The organism is Bacillus sp. (in: firmicutes) (genome assembly GCF_031983925.1).
Taxonomy (GTDB): Bacteria; Bacillota; Bacilli; order Bacillales; family Bacillaceae_G; genus Bacillus_A; species Bacillus_A pacificus.
The window spans coordinates 54786-73047 of record NZ_DALYZR010000006.1 but is presented as its reverse complement, the minus strand read 5'-3'; the positions used below and the strand labels follow the sequence as shown (position 1 = coordinate 73047).

General features: G+C 36.1%; 18 protein-coding genes and 2 pseudogenes. 9 read left to right on the top strand and 11 right to left on the bottom strand.

The genetic code is table 11. The features are described from left to right. The first annotated feature begins 167 nt into the window (after positions 1 to 167). The 3 genes from RTP99_RS18390 to RTP99_RS18380 are packed head-to-tail and all read left to right on the top strand — an operon-like array spanning position 168 to position 3178. Positions 168 to 1085, top strand: coding sequence for an iron-hydroxamate ABC transporter substrate-binding protein (locus RTP99_RS18390; RefSeq protein ID WP_000732573.1), 918 nt, complete (start codon positions 168 to 170; stop codon positions 1083 to 1085). Between the two features lie 48 nt (positions 1086 to 1133). Beyond that, a complete protein-coding gene (locus tag RTP99_RS18385) occupies positions 1134 to 2174 on the top strand; it encodes a FecCD family ABC transporter permease (protein ID WP_011039957.1) in 1041 nt (346 codons plus the stop codon). Continuing rightward, positions 2171 to 3178: a FecCD family ABC transporter permease gene (locus RTP99_RS18380; protein WP_000613092.1), complete on the top strand. Its 1008-nt coding sequence runs from the start codon at positions 2171 to 2173 to the stop codon at positions 3176 to 3178. Before RTP99_RS18385 ends, RTP99_RS18380 begins: the two co-directional genes overlap by 4 nt. Before the next feature lie 50 nt (positions 3179 to 3228). Here the strand turns inward: RTP99_RS18380 and RTP99_RS18375 are convergent, their stop codons facing one another. The 3 genes from RTP99_RS18375 to RTP99_RS18365 all read right to left on the bottom strand — a co-directional run bounded on the left by RTP99_RS18375 (position 3229) and on the right by RTP99_RS18365 (position 6052). Next, positions 3229 to 3801, bottom strand: coding sequence for a hypothetical protein (locus RTP99_RS18375; protein WP_225991062.1), 573 nt, complete (start codon positions 3799 to 3801; stop codon positions 3229 to 3231). Positions 3802 to 3872: 71 nt separating this feature from the next. Next, a complete protein-coding gene (locus tag RTP99_RS18370; protein ID WP_000120381.1) occupies positions 3873 to 5453 on the bottom strand; it encodes a hypothetical protein in 1581 nt (526 codons plus the stop codon). Next, positions 5450 to 6052 (bottom strand): hypothetical protein, encoded by a 603-nt coding sequence (locus RTP99_RS18365; RefSeq protein WP_000528395.1) that lies wholly within the window; start codon positions 6050 to 6052, stop codon positions 5450 to 5452. Before RTP99_RS18365 ends, RTP99_RS18370 begins: the two co-directional genes overlap by 4 nt. A 274-nt stretch (positions 6053 to 6326) precedes the next feature. Here RTP99_RS18365 and RTP99_RS18360 point away from each other — a divergent pair, with 274 nt between their 5' ends. Beyond that, positions 6327 to 6497, top strand: a complete 171-nt coding sequence (locus RTP99_RS18360) for a hypothetical protein (protein WP_000643652.1) — start codon at positions 6327 to 6329, stop codon at positions 6495 to 6497. 63 nt (positions 6498 to 6560) lie between these two features. Here RTP99_RS18360 and RTP99_RS18355 read toward each other — a convergent pair whose 3' ends face one another. From RTP99_RS18355 to RTP99_RS18340, 4 genes and pseudogenes are all read right to left on the bottom strand, one after another. Next, the gene (locus tag RTP99_RS18355; RefSeq protein WP_000926569.1) at positions 6561 to 7202 is read right to left on the bottom strand and encodes an L-fuculose-phosphate aldolase; all 642 of its coding nucleotides are present in this window, start codon (positions 7200 to 7202) and stop codon (positions 6561 to 6563) included. Positions 7203 to 7256: 54 nt separating this feature from the next. Continuing rightward, positions 7257 to 7433, bottom strand: a pseudogene (locus tag RTP99_RS18350) (S-methyl-5-thioribose-1-phosphate isomerase); the annotation flags it as partial. 41 nt (positions 7434 to 7474) lie between these two features. Continuing rightward, a pseudogene (locus tag RTP99_RS18345) lies at positions 7475 to 7834 on the bottom strand (5-methylthioribose kinase); the annotation flags it as partial. Then, positions 7797 to 7949 (bottom strand): hypothetical protein, encoded by a 153-nt coding sequence (locus RTP99_RS18340; RefSeq protein WP_000033245.1) that lies wholly within the window; start codon positions 7947 to 7949, stop codon positions 7797 to 7799. The pseudogene RTP99_RS18345 and the gene RTP99_RS18340, both read right to left, overlap by 38 nt. 589 nt (positions 7950 to 8538) lie before the next feature. Between RTP99_RS18340 and ahpC the strand changes: the two genes are divergently transcribed. Both ahpC and ahpF read left to right on the top strand, forming a co-directional pair. After that, positions 8539 to 9102, top strand: coding sequence for an alkyl hydroperoxide reductase subunit C (gene ahpC, locus RTP99_RS18335; RefSeq protein ID WP_000924422.1), 564 nt, complete (start codon positions 8539 to 8541; stop codon positions 9100 to 9102). Between the two features lie 14 nt (positions 9103 to 9116). Further along, on the top strand, positions 9117 to 10643 hold the full coding sequence (gene ahpF, locus RTP99_RS18330; protein ID WP_000599493.1) for an alkyl hydroperoxide reductase subunit F: 1527 nt from the start codon (positions 9117 to 9119) through the stop codon (positions 10641 to 10643). Positions 10644 to 10694: 51 nt separating this feature from the next. Here ahpF and RTP99_RS18325 read toward each other — a convergent pair whose 3' ends face one another. The 3 genes from RTP99_RS18325 to RTP99_RS18315 form a co-directional block, all read right to left on the bottom strand. Further along, positions 10695 to 11441 carry a hypothetical protein gene (locus RTP99_RS18325; RefSeq protein ID WP_000501504.1) on the bottom strand — a complete coding sequence of 249 codons (747 nt, stop codon included), beginning with the start codon at positions 11439 to 11441 and terminating at the stop codon, positions 10695 to 10697. A 3-nt stretch (positions 11442 to 11444) separates the two neighbouring features. Then, on the bottom strand, positions 11445 to 12053 hold the full coding sequence (locus RTP99_RS18320) for an SAM-dependent methyltransferase (RefSeq protein WP_001005654.1): 609 nt from the start codon (positions 12051 to 12053) through the stop codon (positions 11445 to 11447). Positions 12054 to 12225: 172 nt separating this feature from the next. Then, the gene (locus RTP99_RS18315) at positions 12226 to 13341 is read right to left on the bottom strand and encodes a M20 peptidase aminoacylase family protein (RefSeq protein ID WP_000853528.1); all 1116 of its coding nucleotides are present in this window, start codon (positions 13339 to 13341) and stop codon (positions 12226 to 12228) included. 302 nt (positions 13342 to 13643) lie between these two features. Here RTP99_RS18315 and nhaC point away from each other — a divergent pair, with 302 nt between their 5' ends. Then, positions 13644 to 15065 (top strand): Na+/H+ antiporter NhaC, encoded by a 1422-nt coding sequence (gene nhaC / locus RTP99_RS18310; protein WP_000711544.1) that lies wholly within the window; start codon positions 13644 to 13646, stop codon positions 15063 to 15065. On the opposite strand, the gene RTP99_RS18305 is transcribed toward nhaC, so the two are convergent. Further along, positions 15054 to 16325 (bottom strand): hypothetical protein, encoded by a 1272-nt coding sequence (locus RTP99_RS18305; RefSeq protein WP_000972831.1) that lies wholly within the window; start codon positions 16323 to 16325, stop codon positions 15054 to 15056. The two genes, nhaC and RTP99_RS18305, sit on opposite strands and share 12 nt — an antisense overlap. Positions 16326 to 16417: 92 nt before the next feature. Between RTP99_RS18305 and RTP99_RS18300 the strand changes: the two genes are divergently transcribed. Both RTP99_RS18300 and RTP99_RS18295 read left to right on the top strand, forming a co-directional pair. Further along, positions 16418 to 17527 carry a mandelate racemase/muconate lactonizing enzyme family protein gene (locus RTP99_RS18300; RefSeq protein ID WP_000704458.1) on the top strand — a complete coding sequence of 370 codons (1110 nt, stop codon included), beginning with the start codon at positions 16418 to 16420 and terminating at the stop codon, positions 17525 to 17527. A 14-nt stretch (positions 17528 to 17541) separates the two neighbouring features. Beyond that, positions 17542 to 18237 carry a hypothetical protein gene (locus RTP99_RS18295; protein WP_000217568.1) on the top strand — a complete coding sequence of 232 codons (696 nt, stop codon included), beginning with the start codon at positions 17542 to 17544 and terminating at the stop codon, positions 18235 to 18237. The last annotated feature ends 25 nt before the right edge of the window (positions 18238 to 18262 follow it).

Genomic DNA, 18262 nt, shown 5'->3' with positions numbered 1-18262 from the left:
GAAAATTTGAGATTACATCTTCTTTTATTAGTATGGTTAATACTATATTGTGATATCTCACATTCAAGATTTTTAATAAATATTTTGTATTACCACTACTCTTTCAAAAAGATTGCAATTAAACAAATTATTGTATACACATATCATCTATTTAAAGGAGACAGACGATGAAAAAGTTATTTATTTCACTAACAGTTCTTTTCGTCCTTGTTATGAGCGCTTGTAGCAATGGCTCTACAGACAAAAAGAATGATGCAAAAGGTAGTAAATCAGAAACAATTACATACCAATCTGAAAATGGTAAAGTAGAAGTTCCTGCAAATCCAAAACGCGTTGTTGTTTTATCATCATTCGCTGGTAACGTAATGTCATTAGGTGTAAATCTTGTTGGGGTAGATTCATGGTCTAAACAAAACCCACGTTTTGATAGCAAACTTAAAGATGTTGCTGAAGTATCAGATGAAAATGTTGAAAAAATCGCTGAACTAAATCCAGATTTAATCATCGGTTTAGAAAATATTAAAAATGTTGATAAGTTAAAGAAAATCGCTCCTACTGTAACATACACTTACGGAAAAGTTGATTACTTAACACAGCATTTAGAAATTGGTAAGTTATTAAACAAAGAAAAAGAAGCAAAAACTTGGGTTGATGACTTCAAGAAACGTGCACAAGAAGCTGGTAAAGAAATTAAAGCAAAAATCGGTGAAGATGCTACAGTGTCTGTTGTAGAAAACTTCAACAAACAGCTTTATGTATACGGCGAGAACTGGGGCCGTGGAACAGAAATTCTGTACCAAGAAATGAAATTAAAAATGCCTGAAAAGGTAAAAGAAAAAGCATTAAAAGAAGGTTACTACGCATTATCTACTGAGGTATTACCTGAGTTTGCTGGTGATTACTTAATCGTAAGTAAAAACAAAGATACTGATAACTCATTCCAAGAGACAGAATCATATAAAAACATCCCAGCAGTAAAAAATAATCGCGTATACGAAGCAAACATGATGGAATTCTATTTCAATGATCCACTTACATTAGATTTCCAACTGGACTTCTTCAAGAAGAGCTTTCTTGGTAAATAATACAAACATGAGGAATTCTTAAATTAAGAATTCCTCTTCCTTTATTCTATGAAAAGAAAAGATGTGAAACGAATGACAAAAGAACATGACAATACACGTTCTATAGCTTTTACATACAAATTAATTTTAAGCATAATTGCATTCTTTCTTATTTTTATGGTGGCAATGGTATTAGGTGCTGCAGATACTTCAATAAAAGACGTATGGTTAGCACTCACTTCCTCCGCTAAAGGGGATAAAATATCTATTATTCGCGAAATACGTTTGCCCCGTGAAGTTGCTGCTATTTTTGTAGGAGCTGGACTTGCTGTTTCTGGAGCAATTATGCAAGGATTAACAAGAAATCCACTTGCCGATCCTGGATTATTAGGGCTATCTGGTGGAGCAAATGCTGCGCTTGCACTAACACTTGCTTTCAACCCTTCCATCAGCTATCTTTACTTAACATTTGCTTGCTTTATAGGTGCTGCAATTGGCGCAATTATGGTATTTGGCATTGGCATGATGAAAAAAGGTGGACTCTCCCCTCTTCGAATTGTATTAGCTGGTGCTGCCGTTTCAGCATTTTTGCTTGCAATTTCAGAAGGTGTCGGCATTTATTTTAAAATTTCACAAGAGGTATCACTTTGGACTGCTGGGGGCGTAATTGGAACAACTTGGGGACAATTAAAAATTATTATTCCAGTCATTTCAATTAGTATCTTTATCGCCATCTTACTAGCAAAAAAATTGACAGTTCTTAGTTTCAGTGAAGAAGTAGCTATTGGACTAGGTCAAAAAATTATTGTTATTAAAACCATTCTATTTATCATTATTATCTTACTTGCAGGTGCGTCTGTAGCACTTGTCGGAAATATGGCATTTATCGGTTTAATGGTACCTCACATGGTACGCCCAATTGTCGGTCCAGATTACCGATTTGTTATACCGATGTCAGCAATTGCTGGTGCTTCCTTTATGCTACTTGCAGATACAATCGGACGTACCATTAACGCTCCGTACGAAACACCAGTTGCTGCTATTGTCGCAATTGTAGGATTACCATTCTTCCTATTCATTGTACGTAAAGGAGGAAAAATGTTCTCATGATCCCATCTATTCTAAGAAAACAACGTCTTATTATACTCGCTTTACTTATCCTAACCATTACAACTATTGTAATTGGAATGGGGCTCGGTTCAGCATCTTTATCTTATGATCGACTACTCCCAACATTAATGGGACAAGGAACTTTTAAAGAGGAGTTCGTTTTATACTCATTAAGACTCCCTAGAATTGTCATTACATTATTAGCTGGTATGGCTCTCGCTTTATCAGGAGCTATTCTGCAAGGACTTACCCGAAATGATTTAGCTGAACCTGGTATTCTCGGAATCAACTCTGGGGCCGGTGTTGCTGTTGCTATTTTCTTCTTATACTTTCCAATAGATGTAGGTTCATTTCTTTACTTACTACCTGTCGTTGGATTTATTGGAGCATTTCTAACAGCTGTTCTAATCTACGTATTTTCATATAGTAAATCAACTGGACTTCAGCCGGTGCGATTAACATTAACCGGTATCGGTTTTGCATTTGCACTATCTGGAATGATGATTGTCCTTATTTCATCCGCAGATCGTATGAAAGTGGACTTTATCGCCAAATGGATTGCCGGTAACATTTGGGGAGATGACTGGATCTTTGTTTTAGCAATGCTTCCATGGTTAATCGTATTCATTCCGTTTGTTTTCTATAAGGCAAACCGATTAAACATTCTAGCATTAAACGAACCGGTCGCAATTGGCGTTGGAATTGAAATTGAAAAAGAACGCAGATACTTATTAGTGGCGGCCGTTGCGCTTGCAGCTGCAGCTGTTTCCGTAACAGGAGGAATTAGCTTTATTGGACTAATGGCTCCTCACATCGCAAAATCTTTAGTAGGTCCAAGGCATCAAATCTTCATGCCTATCGCCCTTTTAATTGGCGGATGGCTATTACTATTAGCAGACACAATCGGACAAAATATCGTTGAGCCTAACGGTCTTCCGGCAGGTATTGTTGTCGCTTTAATTGGTGCTCCTTACTTTATGTATTTGTTGCTTAAGAAGGTATAGAAAGACCCTCAAGATTTTTTCTTGAGGGTCTTTTTATCTCCAGTATTTTATTAACTTTTATACATATCAACACGTTTTACAAAACCATCAGCGACACTGAAATAGATAGCGTAGCCCTCCTTGCGGTATACAAGGGCATCACTATCTATCCCTTCTTCTATTGCATATGGCTCACCTAACCAACTCTTTAACTCATTTACAGGGATATTCATATGCAACCAAATTCTTTTAACTTTTGAAGGAAACATATCGAGTTTGTAATCACCATAAGTAACAGTAGTAGGTGCATCACAAGCTGTACACTCTGCTTCCTGTAAAGCATCAGGTGTACCAAATTCTTGTTTCACCTCAAATGTTTCTTGTCCAATTACATTCAATCCAAATGGCCCTAATTTTCCATCCATTAAAGCTATTTCTAGAATCTGTTTTAGTTCTTGCTTTGTTTTTACTTTAAAATTATAAGAAGAACCAGCGCTATCATTCACCGATATTGATGGAATTGCCTTATCTGCATCCGATTCTTTTGCAAGAGTAGTATTTTCTTGAGAAGAACTCTTCTCTCCATTACTACGCCATACTATTTTCTCTCCATGCCAAGCACTGTTATTGTCCTCTTTCATCAAGTACATTCCACTTATACCAAATAGCATCAATATAACCATGCTAAGTGGAATATAGATTCTTTTATCTTTTTTTATACCTGTAGTACACCTTTCACCTTATTGAAGGTATTTGAAAGTCTTTCATTAGTTGTACAAGCGAGTAAATATTTATAGAAAGAATCCCATCCCTGTGTCTTTTTATACAATCTTTTCAAACTAATCATAACAGCGAATGGTACCTCTTCATTTTGTGATATTCGGTAAAAAGAATTTACTTTCTGACGCTTCGATTTCATAAATCGAGCAAGCAAAATAGCAAGGTATTGAGAAGAGCTAAACTCTTTTAATTCTTCACCAGGATATAAATCATGCTCATCTTTTCGTTTAATCATACTCATTTCATAGTCCAAAATCAGATTTAATTTTTGATTCTCTTTCAAACCATGATGCAAAAAATTCATTATAAACTCAGTCTTTGTCATCAACCCTAAATGCCTAAGATCATGGTCATGAACTACCATCGGTAATTGTTTAAATAACTCTGCCGTAAAGGTGATAAAAGTATCCTTTTCTTTTCCGTATAGTTCTAACGATTTACACATAAGCGCTGCAAACTTTAATAAGTTCGCATAATATTTAATACTTTTCCCACTCTTGATAATCGTTCGTTCCATAACTGGATACTCGCTCACATGTTGATAAAACTGATTAGATACTTTAATGGCTTGATTAATTTCGCTTTTCTTTAATAACGACTGTATATGAGAAATCGTTTCTGTAGCCCATGTTATTACCTGTCCTTGTTCTTCTTTAATTAATTGCAATTTATAAACATTATCTTGCAAATATAACTTTTGAAATTCTATACCACTCATTTTTAACTGTTTATTAACAGTTAAAAATGCACCACCATATAAGCTCAATTGGACGTACTTATAATGAGTTTTTAATTGTTCCAAATCCACCTTCAATTGTTCATTGTATTTCTCCCACATTTGTCGTACATTCTCTTGCGCGTTTACTATTTTTAAAGCATCTGGGTCCAATAGTTTTGCAAGTCCTTTAATCAAGAGGGAGCCTCCAAATCCCATAACTAACGATGCCATTATTTGTGATACAAGCTGTACAAATTGTTTCCCTGGAAGCCTACTTTGTATATCTCGTACTAATTCTGTATATTGCGCATATGCCTCATAGTAATTTTGAAAATTTTTAATCGTGGTGTCCATTGAAAGGTTCATTTTTTTCTTTAAATCTTCAAAAACATTACCCGTAAAATATAATTTCTTAAATAAATGTCCATGCTGATTTTTTGATATCTCTTCAATAAAATCATAATATCCCTTACCTAAATGTGGAAAATCTAATATTCCCTTTAACTCATCTCTGATTTCCCCTACATGAGTTAGTTGAAAAAAACGGGTAATACATTGTGAATGCACTTCTTTATTATCCGGATTCCGCAAGGGCTTTGAGACTTCTTCTTCTAACATTTCATTCCGTTTCTCAATACAATCATGAATTTTTTGGAAAAAGGCCTCTCCTACCCTCTCTACAAAAGATTCAATTTCTTCTGCAACATCGTAAGTAAGTTGTTCATATAATTGCTTTTTGGTTTCTAAATACAGCTCTGCGGGATCACCAGCTTGCTCTTTTTCTTTTATATAACTCAAAACAGATTACCAAATAAATCCAACGCATCTAGTCCATCTGCAGATGCCGATAAAATAGAACTCACATCCGTTATATCCACAGCATGATTCACTACATCTAAAGCATCCAAATGAGTAGTATCAATCGCACCTATATCTATATTCGGGGATATAAATTCTGGACTTGTATCAATCGTCATTCCTTCTCCCAATGGATTCGAGTTCACATCATATAACTTTTCTCCCGTAGCTGTATTCATTGTTAATCCACCCGAACTATTAGGTTGGGTATACCCTATTACTCCTTCAAAATTATCATGAAAATTTTCTCCACCATGAATATTTTGGGTAGAAGTAACTGTATGTCCATCTCCAAAATCAAAGGCCGTACCATCATACACATTCTCTTGAACGCGAGCAATTGTTTCTCCATGCACATCCATTATAACGCCACTACCTTCAACAGGAGACGGCTGATACGCTGCGACTACTTCTCCGCTTCTGTTTTTCAAATCATATCCGCCAGTTAAATTCGGTAAAATAATCTTTTCTTCCAAACTATCATTAGTAGACTGTATTCCCTGAAATAATTGATTCATTAACATTTCACTATTCCCCAAACTCCATTCATCCTTTCATCTTAATAATAGGATTTCAATGATTTTATTATACGAAAAACAGGAATAAATATCCATTCAAAACATAATCATCGTAATGCTCTCTAAATCAATTATTCTCCTTTTCTAATCAAGATTTTAAAGATTCATCTTCTAACTAATAGTCACACCCTTAATCGTCTTAAGATAAAAAAAATACTGATAAGACTTTGATTAAACATTTTAATAATGTTATATTCTTATGTGTTAAATTCATACTTAAAAGGAGTATTACTAAATGAAAGCTATCGCTATTATTCTTATCTTAATTGGCATTTTCGGTATATTAATGGGAGGCATGATGTTCGGAGATATCGGTATTGCTGCCATTATTGGTTCATTAGCAGCATTATTCTCTGGAATTGGTTTCTGGAAATTAGATTCTCAGCTAAAAAATATATCTAAATAATTTAAAATCTAAATAGCCGTGTATATAATTTCTTTCACGGCTATTTTTAATCAATAATTAACTTTACTGCTGTCCATACCCTTCAAACTTCTTCGCCAAATTCTCCATCTCATCTTCTGGCAATAACTTAGGCTCTCCGACGCTTTTCGTTTGATAATAAATTTGCGCACAAAACTCAATTTCTTCTGCAACAGTAAATGCCATTTTGATATGATTTGCACCCGCAATTAAACCGTGATTCGCAAGTAAAACAGCACGGCGATCAATCATCCCTTCGAAAGCCGCCTCTGCTAATTGCTTCGTACCAAATGTTTCATACGGTGCACAACGAACATTAGGGCCTGCGAAAGCAATTAAATACGATACTGCGGGCAGTTCCCATCCTAATGATGCAATCGTCTTCGCATAAGGAGAATGTGTATGCACAAGCGCATTTATATCTTCACGCTTTCTATAATAAATAAGGTGCATATCGAGTTCGCTCGATGGTTTTCTCTCTCCCTCTACTACATCGCCATCTAAGTTTAATATAACTACATCTTCAGGCTTCGTTTCATAATAATCTAAACCACTTGGGCTAATGGCAACAAGACCTTGCTCGCGATTGAAAATACTAATATTACCGCCTGTCCCCTTTGTTAAACCGCTAGAAAGCATTTTCTTTCCATACGCTACAATTTCTTCTCTTTCTTTTTGTAATAACATATACATCCCCCTAAGTATGAAGCTTATGATGACTGACTTTTTAACTCTATCTACTTATTGAAATAACTTTTTTAAGTTCTCTGTAAACGGTGCTTTTACAATCCCTTTTTCCGTAATAATCGCTGTTACATTTTCATATGGCGTGACATCAAATGCTGGATTATATACTTTACTTTCTTTCGGAGCAGAATATTGCCCGAAGCGATTGATCACTTCAGAAGCATCTCTTTCCACTGGATTGGTATTAATTGCTCTTCCATCATCTTCTCCCCTTACTTCGCGTAGTGCATTGACTGTTCTTTTAACGTTTCTACAAAGCTTGTACCTGTTTTATATTGATTCGCTCGTAAAATAAATTTCTTTGCAACTTGAAGACAAATACGTTCCGCTCTAGCACGTGCTTCCTCATTCTCAATACAAGTAATGTCTTTTACTTTCGCTAGCCCAACAATACGACGAATTAACTCAAGACCCGTCACCGCAGCTATATCCTCTAATACAGATTGTAAATAGATTTCGTTAAAGCCTTCTTCCTTCGCCATAATCTCTGGCACATGAATATCCCAAGCGTCTAAAAACTTCTTCTTAAATAAATCAATTACCTCTACCATTGTCGATTGTAACCAATCCATCACCTATTTCTTTACACTTTAGCCCCTTTGCATGTTCAAACTTACATAATTTCTCTTTCACATATACAATCACATCGTTAGCTTCCATTAAAAAATACTTCGTGAACTTAGACATGGTTTCCCCTCCACACTAATTGTAAGCGTTTTCTAAAAGCTATAAAAAATAATAGGGTGAAATTTTTTCATCCTATATTATATCTTCTTCTTTTTGAAAGGTATATCTAGGTTTTATTATATCTTGTTAACCTCTTGAGTCAATGTTTCTATATCATTGCAATATGCTTCCTAATTATATATTTGAGAGGACAAAAATTGTTCAAAAAGATTCTAGTTCATTTTATTTTATTTATCACACAATTCTTTGTAAAATAGAAATAAGCAGTTCCTTTTCAAAAAGACAACTTCTAAGAAATATTTCCTTCCTAACAATTTACACTTACACCATATCTCTAACATACACACTACTCTTTCAAACAATCATTGAAAATTTATAAACTTAAAGTTACCTTTCAGTTCCCTGTTATCCTTAATTGAGAATAAATATTAATTAAATTGATATAAAGTTCGTTTATTCTCTTGACAAAATAACCACTTCTATATGATAATTAATATCGAATTAGAATTATTATAGTTAATTAAAAAATATATTTTATGAGCACACTATTTTTTGATGCTCAAAACCAACATTTAGGAGGAATTTTAATATGTTATTAATCGGCACAGAAGTAAAACCGTTTAAAGCTAATGCTTACCATAATGGAGAATTTATCCAAGTTACTGACGAAAGTTTAAAAGGAAAATGGAGTGTAGTTTGTTTCTACCCAGCTGACTTCACATTCGTTTGCCCAACTGAACTTGAAGACTTACAAAACCAATATGCAACTCTTAAAGAGTTAGGCGTTGAAGTATACTCTGTATCTACAGACACTCACTTCACTCACAAAGCATGGCATGATAGCTCAGAAACTATCGGTAAAATCGAGTACATCATGATTGGTGACCCAACTCGCACAATCACTACAAACTTCAACGTTTTAATGGAAGAAGAAGGTCTTGCTGCTCGTGGTACATTCATCATCGATCCAGACGGCGTTATCCAATCTATGGAAATCAATGCTGACGGTATCGGCCGTGACGCAAGCATTCTTGTTAACAAAATTAAAGCAGCTCAATACGTACGTAACAACCCAGGTGAAGTTTGCCCAGCTAAATGGCAAGAGGGTTCTGCAACACTTAAACCAAGCCTTGACCTTGTAGGCAAAATCTAAGGAGTTCGATCAAAATGATACTAGATGCAGATATAAAAACACAACTATCCCAATATCTTCAATTAATGGAGAACGATATTTTACTTAAAGTAAGCGCAGGAGACGATGACGTATCTAAAGATATGTTAGCTCTAGTAGACGAATTAGCTACTATGTCATCTAAGATTACAGTAGAAAAAGTTGAATTAGAGAGAACACCAAGCTTTAGCGTAAACCGCCCTGGTGAAGACACTGGTGTCGTATTCGCTGGTATTCCATTAGGACACGAATTTACTTCATTAGTGTTAGCTTTACTACAAGTAAGTGGACGCGCTCCAAAAGTTGAACAAAAATTAATCGATCAAATTAAAAACATTCAAGGCGAATATCATTTTGAATCTTATATCAGCCTAAGTTGTCATAACTGTCCTGATGTTGTACAAGCTCTTAACGTAATGAGCGTTCTTAATTCTGGTATTACACATACTATGATTGATGGCGCTGCATTCAAAGAGGAAGTAGAAAGCAAAGACATCATGGCAGTACCAACAGTTTTCCTAAACGGCGAATCTTTCGGAAGCGGTCGTATGACACTTGAAGAAATTTTAGCTAAAATGGGTAACGGTCCAGATGCATCAGAGCTTTCTGATAAAGATCCATACGATGTTCTTGTTGTTGGTGGCGGCCCTGCTGGTGCAAGTGCAGCAATTTATGCAGCACGTAAAGGAATCCGCACTGGTATCGTTGCTGAACGCTTCGGTGGTCAAGTAATGGATACTATGGGTATTGAGAACTTCATCAGCGTAAAACGCACTGAAGGTCCTAAGCTAGTAGCAAGTCTTGAAGAGCACGTTAAAGAATACGACATCGATGTAATGAATCTACAACGTGCGAAACGTTTAGAGAAAAAAGAACTTATTGAAGTGGAACTTGAAAACGGCGCTATTCTGAAAAGTAAAAGCGTAATCGTTTCAACAGGTGCTCGCTGGCGTAATGTTGGCGTACCAGGTGAAGCTGAGTTCAAAAATAAAGGTGTAGCATACTGCCCACACTGTGACGGTCCATTATTCACTGGAAAAGACGTAGCAGTTATTGGCGGAGGTAACTCTGGTATTGAAGCAGCTATCGACTTAGCAGGTATTGTTAATCACGTAACTGTTCTTGAATTCATGCCAGAATTAAAAGCTGATGCTGTATTACAAGAACGTCTTAACAGCTTACCAAACGTAACTGTTCTGAAAAACGTTCAAACGAAAGAAATTACTGGTACTGATAAAGTAAACGGTATTTCTTACATCGATCGTGAAACTGAAGAAGTTCATCACGTTGAATTACAAGGTGTATTCGTACAAATCGGTCTTGTTCCAAACACAGACTGGTTAGGCGAAACAGTTGAACGCGTTCGCGGTGAAATCGTAACAGACAAGCACGGCGCTACAAACGTACCAGGAGTGTTTGCTGCAGGTGACTGTACAAATAATCCGTACAAACAAATCATCATCTCTATGGGTTCAGGTGCAAACGCAGCTTTAGGTGCATTTGATTACTTAATCCGTAACTAATATAGACGTGAGTAAAAGACGCATTACCAATTAGGTAATGCGTCTTTTTTATTACAATGTATCTACGTAGTCGTCAAAATCCTTCCAACATAGTATTGTATACGGCGACCCTATATCCAATACTACTTTTACATCCTCTGCCACTACTTTGATTCTTTTTAATGTGCTGTCTCTTTTTCCGGCCGGATAAATAGCAATTTTTACAACTTCCTGTTTTCCACCCTCATAAATCTTTATTTTCAATTCTAATTGGTCTATTTCTTCTTTTGAAGGAATCTCTTTTCCTTCCCAATCACACATTTCGAACAGAGGATATCGATCTCCATGCCATTCCTCAACAATTTCAATGACTTTAAGGATAATATAATTCCCCGATACTAATTCATAACTAACAGCATCACCTGCTTTTAAAGAAGTATTAGCTATAAATCTCTTCGGTACTTTTTTCGCTTCTGGCTGCGGAGAATTTAACTGTTCTCTTAATTTATTTAAAACTACTTCACGTTTCTTCTGTAATTTAGGTTCTTCTTCCCAGCGAGCTAAATCTGTACCACTCTCTATTATTTGCAATGCCTCCTGCTTAACATTCTCTTGAAGTCTCCCTAACCTCCATTGTATGGAAGCAAATACTAACCAAAAGGCAATAGTTTCTTCATCATCTAATTCATTCTTGTACTCCTCAATTACAATCCTACTTGCTTCCTCATTTGAATATTCATTTGCTAATAAATCCTTATATAGTAACTTAATATCTTCAGCAATATCGTCTGATAATATTGCTACTCCCCAAGCACCCATACATTAACACTCCAATCTATACACTAAAAACCTCTCATTCCCATTCTTCTCATAAGCCCCAGGCAATCTTACTTCCCTCTTCAGCTCAAACGCAGTCTGATTTTCTAAGAAGAAAATATAGTCCTCAGAAGGATAATATAAAATAATATCCACTTCTCTCCCCATTTCTTCTACAGAAAGTAAAATGTTATTTACTACGTTCATAAATACTTGTACAGAAAATGGGTTGAAGAAATAAAATCGGTTATCACGCGGATCAATCTCATATTCCTGCGCTAAACAGCATTCAAACCCAATTTTATCTTTACTGTTTCTTACCTTGCGTGCATAACGATCAAGATTATCCAACGCTTCTTTATAAAACTCTTCATTCATTTCAATTCCAATCGCTGAAGCACCGCACTTATGGTGCATATAAAAGTTCAATCGTCCTTTTCCACATCCAAAGTCTACAATCTGGTCACTACTTCTTATTTCATATTGATTCAATAACTCATCTAATCCGCTATACGGCGTCGGTTCATAACGATGATAATGCATAGACTTGTTAAATCCTTTTTGCTCACCGACTGTTTTTATATTTAAAACTGCATCATAATATTGTTCGTTCATTCAACTTCTCCTATTAAGAAATGGTACTTATTATTATACACCATGTACTGGATGCTCATTTTTCATCGAATTAATAGGTACGTGAAATTATATCGACGATTTTTTCAATATATCGACGTTTCGACAAAGGATATCGACTTAACGACAAGTTCCTACAAAAAACAGGAGCTCCCTAGCCCCTGTCTTCTAACACTTTCAATACAGTTTGTTTTAATATTTCTACCCCATCCATAATACAACTATGATCGAACTTCATATACGGATGGTGTAATCCAGGTTGTAGGTCTGCTCCTAATCCAAGCATGACAGCTTTTAAATGTGGTTTCTTCACTGTGTAGTAATGGAAATCATCGCTTCCTGTCGTATAAAGTGGCCCCGTACATTTATCTTCCCCATACACTTCAAGAATACCTTTACGCATAAATCGCTCAGCTTCTTCTGAAACTTCAGCTCCTGGCGCGAGATCAATCCACTCATATGAAGTTTTCGATCCCATCGATGCAGCTGCTTCTATGACATGCTCTATTTTTTTCTTCAATTCTTCTAATAATGTATTACTCTCCGCTCTGACATCTAAGCTAAAATGTCCGTTACCCGGAATAATATTTAAATTATCACCACCAGCTTGGCACCTCGTCATCTTTACTGAATAGGAACTTTGCGGTGGTAGCCATATGTTTTTCAAACCGATATTAATCATGGAAATAACATCAATTGCATTTATCCCTTGATGTGGGCGTGCTCCATGTGCATCTTCTCCGTGAATCGTACCCTCTAAAAATCCTGCTGCTCCGTGACGAATTGATGGGGCAGCCTGTTTCAAAGATAGTTCTTCAATCGGGCGCAAATGAACACCGAATAGGAAATCCGCATCATCCACAGCACCTTTCTCTACCATTTTTAAAGCACCATTCCCTTTCTCTTCTGCTGGCTGAAAAATAAATCTAACTGTACCACTTTTCCATCTCATATTCTTTAATTGTAAAATAAGTCCCATTACAATCGTCATATGAGCATCGTGACCACACGAATGATTCGCTTTAAATTCTCCATTCACTTCTTGCCAAAGTGCATCCATATCAGCGCGAATCGCAATAACAGGATTTCCGCTTCCAATTTCAGCAATCACGCCTGGGCAATCATCAAATATTTTATATGAAATTCCTTCTTCTTTTAAAAAGTTAGTAATATACGCTGTCGTTTCATACTCTTTCCAACTCACTTCAGGGTTTTCATGTAAATGCTGAAAAATTTCAGTTAAACGCTCTTGTAGTTCTAATGTTTTCAAAGCTACATTCTCCTTCCCAAATTCCAAAACCATTTAGGTTAATTATACTTATGAAAAACAGATGTTTTTATGAACATATTGAATTTTAAGAAAAAAGTCAATTATTTATTTTTAAACACTAAAAAAGCTTACTCTACATCTATATTACAAACTAAACAAACAACTAGAATATTACTTATTTTCTGTCTTTTATATTGACGCTTACGTATATTTTTAGTTATCATAACCTAATAAACGTCTATTTTACGACAATTCTAAAAATACAAACAAACAAACAAACATACATAACAAGGAGGACCTTTATGAAAAAAGAAATACCTTTTGGTGTAGCCATGATCCCTATTATCATTACAGTTGCAGTTATGATGGTTACAATTGTTGTATTAAAACAAAGCCCTCACGTCCCACTTATTATCGGTACAACCGTTGCTTCCATCGTCGCTTGGCGTTACGGTTACAAATGGAACGACATTGAAGAAGCAATGTATAAAGGAATTCGCCTCGCATTACCCGCTATCGTTATCATTATCCTAGTAGGTTTAACGATCGGTGCTTGGATTGGTGGTGGAATCGTCGCAACAATGATTTATTACGGTTTAAATCTATTAACTCCATCACTATTTTTAGTTTCAATTACAATTATTTGTTCTATTGTTGCATTAGCTATTGGTAGCTCTTGGTCTACAATGGGAACAATTGGTGTTGCAGGAATGGGCATTGGCCTTAGTATGGGAATCCCAGCTCCAATGGTTGCCGGTGCTATCATTTCCGGTTCTTATTTCGGCGATAAAATGTCACCGCTTTCAGACACAACAAACTTAGCCGCAGGATTAACAAATACAGATTTATTCACACATATTCGTCATATGTTATTTACTACAATTCCAGGTTTAATTATTACTCTTATCGTTTATGCGTTCTTAGGAAGAAGCTTCGGCGCTAACAATATTGATGCAAAAAGTATCGAGCAAACGTTACAAGTATTGCAGCAAAACTTTGTTATCTCGCCTTTCCTACTAATCATACCTGTAGTCGTTATGGTGTTAGTTGCTAAAAAAGTTCCTGCTATACCAGCTATTCTCGTAGGTATTATTTTAGGATTTTTATCACAAGTCTTTATTCAAGGTGGTTCTGTCTCATCAGCTGTTGCTGCACTCCAAAGTGGATTTGTCATAGACACTGGCAACAAGCTAGTAGACGAGCTATTTAATCGTGGTGGTTTAAGCTCTATGATGAATACCGTCTCTATGACCATTGTCGCTATGACTTTCGGAGGAGTATTAGAACATACAGGTATTCTTCGCTCCATTGTAAATCAAATTTTAAAATTAGCGACATCAGCAAAAGGACTTATCGCTTCAACTATCGCATCTTGCTTTGCAACAAACCTTACTTGCTCTGAACAATATATCTCGATTGTTGTTCCTTCAAGAATGTACGCGAATGCATACACAGAAAAAGGACTACATTCTAAAAATTTATCCAGAGCATTAGAAGATGGCGGAACATTAACTTCTGTTTTTGTACCTTGGAATACATGCGGTGTATTTATACTCGCAACACTCGGCGTAGGTGCTTTCGAATATGCTCCTTATGCTATATTGAATTTCATCGTACCTATTATCTCGATTATTTACGGTATAACTGGTCTCACAATTACGAAACTATCTGACATTGAAAAAGCGGAACTACTAAAAAAACAAAAAGCTCAATTAGAAGCTTAAAGATAACGGTAAATTCAGTTCGTATATTGCGCGAGGACGCCCTTGTTGATAAGGCATTTCCTCGCCGCAAATATGAACATACCCATAATCAACTAGTTTCTTTAATAACCTTTCAGTTGATCGTCGAGTCACTTGTAAGTATTCAGAAAGATCTGCTGCTGTAAACTTCAATGACGGATGTGATTGACTAAATTGAATAATCTTTGATAAATTTGCTGGGCTAAGTTTCGTTTCCTTCGCTATTTTCATTAGTTCCGGGTTGTCGTTCTTCAAACTTTGTACTCTCTGTTCTTTCGGGAACGGACCAAATAGTTCTTTATCACTTGTTAGTATATAAAAACAGTGGTCTATTGGATTATTCTTCGCGAAACCTTGGGCGATTTTAGCATTTTGCTCCGCTTCTTTCACAGTTTTTCCGTAACCAAATCCAATAGCTATCGTTCCTTCTATACTCGCAAATAAATTATTTATCATATTTGTTTTTATAATGGATTCAATATCACCACGAGTTGTATACAAAATGAACGTCATTTCATCAATTGTTTTAAATGAACCACGTAGTTCTTTTGAAATGACATTTAATTGCTCAAGCAAAACATCTCGTAATTCTAAAGAAGAAATAATACAAGCACCAACAGTAGCTGAATGGCTTCTTGCTAACTCAGCTTTTATTTTTGCATCTTTTAACCCATGTATAATAGATTGCTTTGGATCTATCATACGTTCTGAAGGAATACCTATTTTTTGAAGTTCATCATAGACAGCATGAATACTAGTTAAAGCTAAATGAGCTTCTCCAGATTGATATTTAGCTACATGAAAATCAATAACTCTATTTATTTCATCTTTACTCCACAGCATATTTTCATAATCAAACACTTGTGGACTTTCTTTTATACCGATATCCTCGAGCACATTTACAATAAATGAGCGGTCTACTAAATCAATTGAGATTTGATGTGGTTGAATACCTTGGTGATACATGACAGAAAGAATGGAAGATGCGATGGTTGTCTCGTCTTGCTGTAAGTACGTACTCGGAATTCGTAATTGTTCTCTTATTTCTTTTGCCATATAATAAGGTAAAGCACCTGAGAAAAAGATGAAATCACAAGGCTTTAAACGCTTTAATAGTTCAGAAGATTCTGCCGGATGAAGGTAAATATATGGATCAATTTCTATTTCTTCTATTTTATGAGCAATAGGTAAAAGTGTCTCCATAAACTCTTTTGAACCGACAACTGCAATTTTTATCATCATTTCTCTAACTCCTTATCATTAATTAACGACTATTTAACGTCAACTATATCAAATGTACAAAACCATTGTAAACAGGAAGGGGTCTTTATTCAATGAAAATTACAGCTATTCACCTTTATGCAATTCGTTTACCGCTTCGCGATCCGTTTGTTATTAGTTATGGTTCTTATTCTGATATGCCTTCTATTATCGTCAAAATGGAAACAGATGAGGGCATTATCGGGTACGGTGAAGGCGTCGCTGATGATCACGTTACAGGCGAATCATGGGAAAGTACTTTTCATACTTTAAAGCATACACTAGCTCCTGCCCTTATCGGGCAAAATCCAATGAATATCGAGAAAATACACGATATGATGGACAATACAATTTACGGTGTTCCTACTGCAAAAGCTGCAATAGATATTGCTTGTTTTGATATAATGGGCAAAAAACTAAATCAACCTATATATCAATTAATTGGCGGACGCTACCATGAAGAATTTCCTGTCACTCACGTCTTAAGTATCGCAAATCCAGAAGAAATGGCTGAAGAAGCTGCCTCTATGATTCAGAAAGGTTACCAATCTTTCAAAATGAAAGTCGGTACAAATGTAAAAGAAGATGTAAAAAGAATTGAAGCGGTACGTGAACGTGTAGGAAATGATATTGCGATTCGCGTTGATGTAAACCAAGGTTGGAAAAATAGCGCAAACACATTAATGGCACTTCGTTCATTAGGACATGTAAACATCGATTGGATTGAACAGCCTGTCATCGCAGACGATATTGACGCAATGGCTCACATTCGTTCTAAAACAGACCTTCCACTTATGATTGATGAAGGATTAAAGAGCTCTCGTGAAATGCGCCAAATTATTAAATTAGACGCTGCTGATAAAGTAAACATAAAACTAATGAAATGCGGCGGCATATATCCCGCTGTAAAACTCGCTCATCAAGCTGAAATGGCAGGTATTGAATGCCAAGTTGGATCTATGGTCGAATCATCCGTTGCCTCTTCCGCAGGATTCCATGTCGCTTTCTCGAAAAAAATCATTACGAGCGTCGAGCTAACAGGTCCATTAAAGTTCACGAAAGACATCGGAAACTTACATTACGACGTACCATTTATTCGCTTAAACGAAAAGCCAGGACTCGGCATTGAAATAAACGAAGATACACTACAAGAACTAACTGTATTTCAAGACGTTGTACGCTAAAGGAGGACTAACGCATGACAGTTCTATACAAAGGATCATTAAAACAAAATAACGATCCATTTCATGTTACATTACTATCCAAAGAGCACATCGAACAAATTTTATTCCTACAGAACGTTGTAGTTGAAGGACTAGAAGATAAAAGCCGTTTACAACCACTTTCACAAGAAGAATTTCAATACATTCTAGAAGGAAATGGCATGATGATCGGTGCTTTTATCAAAAACGAACTCATCGCATTTCGCGCCCTACTCGTCCCTCCTATCGACGATGAACATTTAGGACTTGATATCGGCTTACCAGAAAGTGAACTACACCGCGTCATCTATCAAGAAATCTCAAACGTTCATCCGAACTGCCGCGGAAATGGGATGCAAAAAATATTAGCGACAGTCATCATGGACGAATTACAAAAAGAAAACGGCAAATATGATTATGTGTGCTGCACTGTTGCACCTTTTAACATTCCAAGTTTAAAAGATAAGTTCTCACAAGGGATGGAGATTGCTGCACTGAAGGAGAAGTATGGTGGTAGTATGCGGTATGTTTTTGTGAAGGAATTGCGTGAAGACAAGGAAAAAGATTGGACGGAGATTAAGAGCGTTCCAATGAACAATGCTGGTGGACAACAGGCGTTGCTTTCGGAAGGGTATCGTGGGTATGAAATGGAGAAGGTGGATGAAGATTTTGTTGTGAAGTTTGGAAGATAATTGCTACGCCAGAAAAAGGAGATGT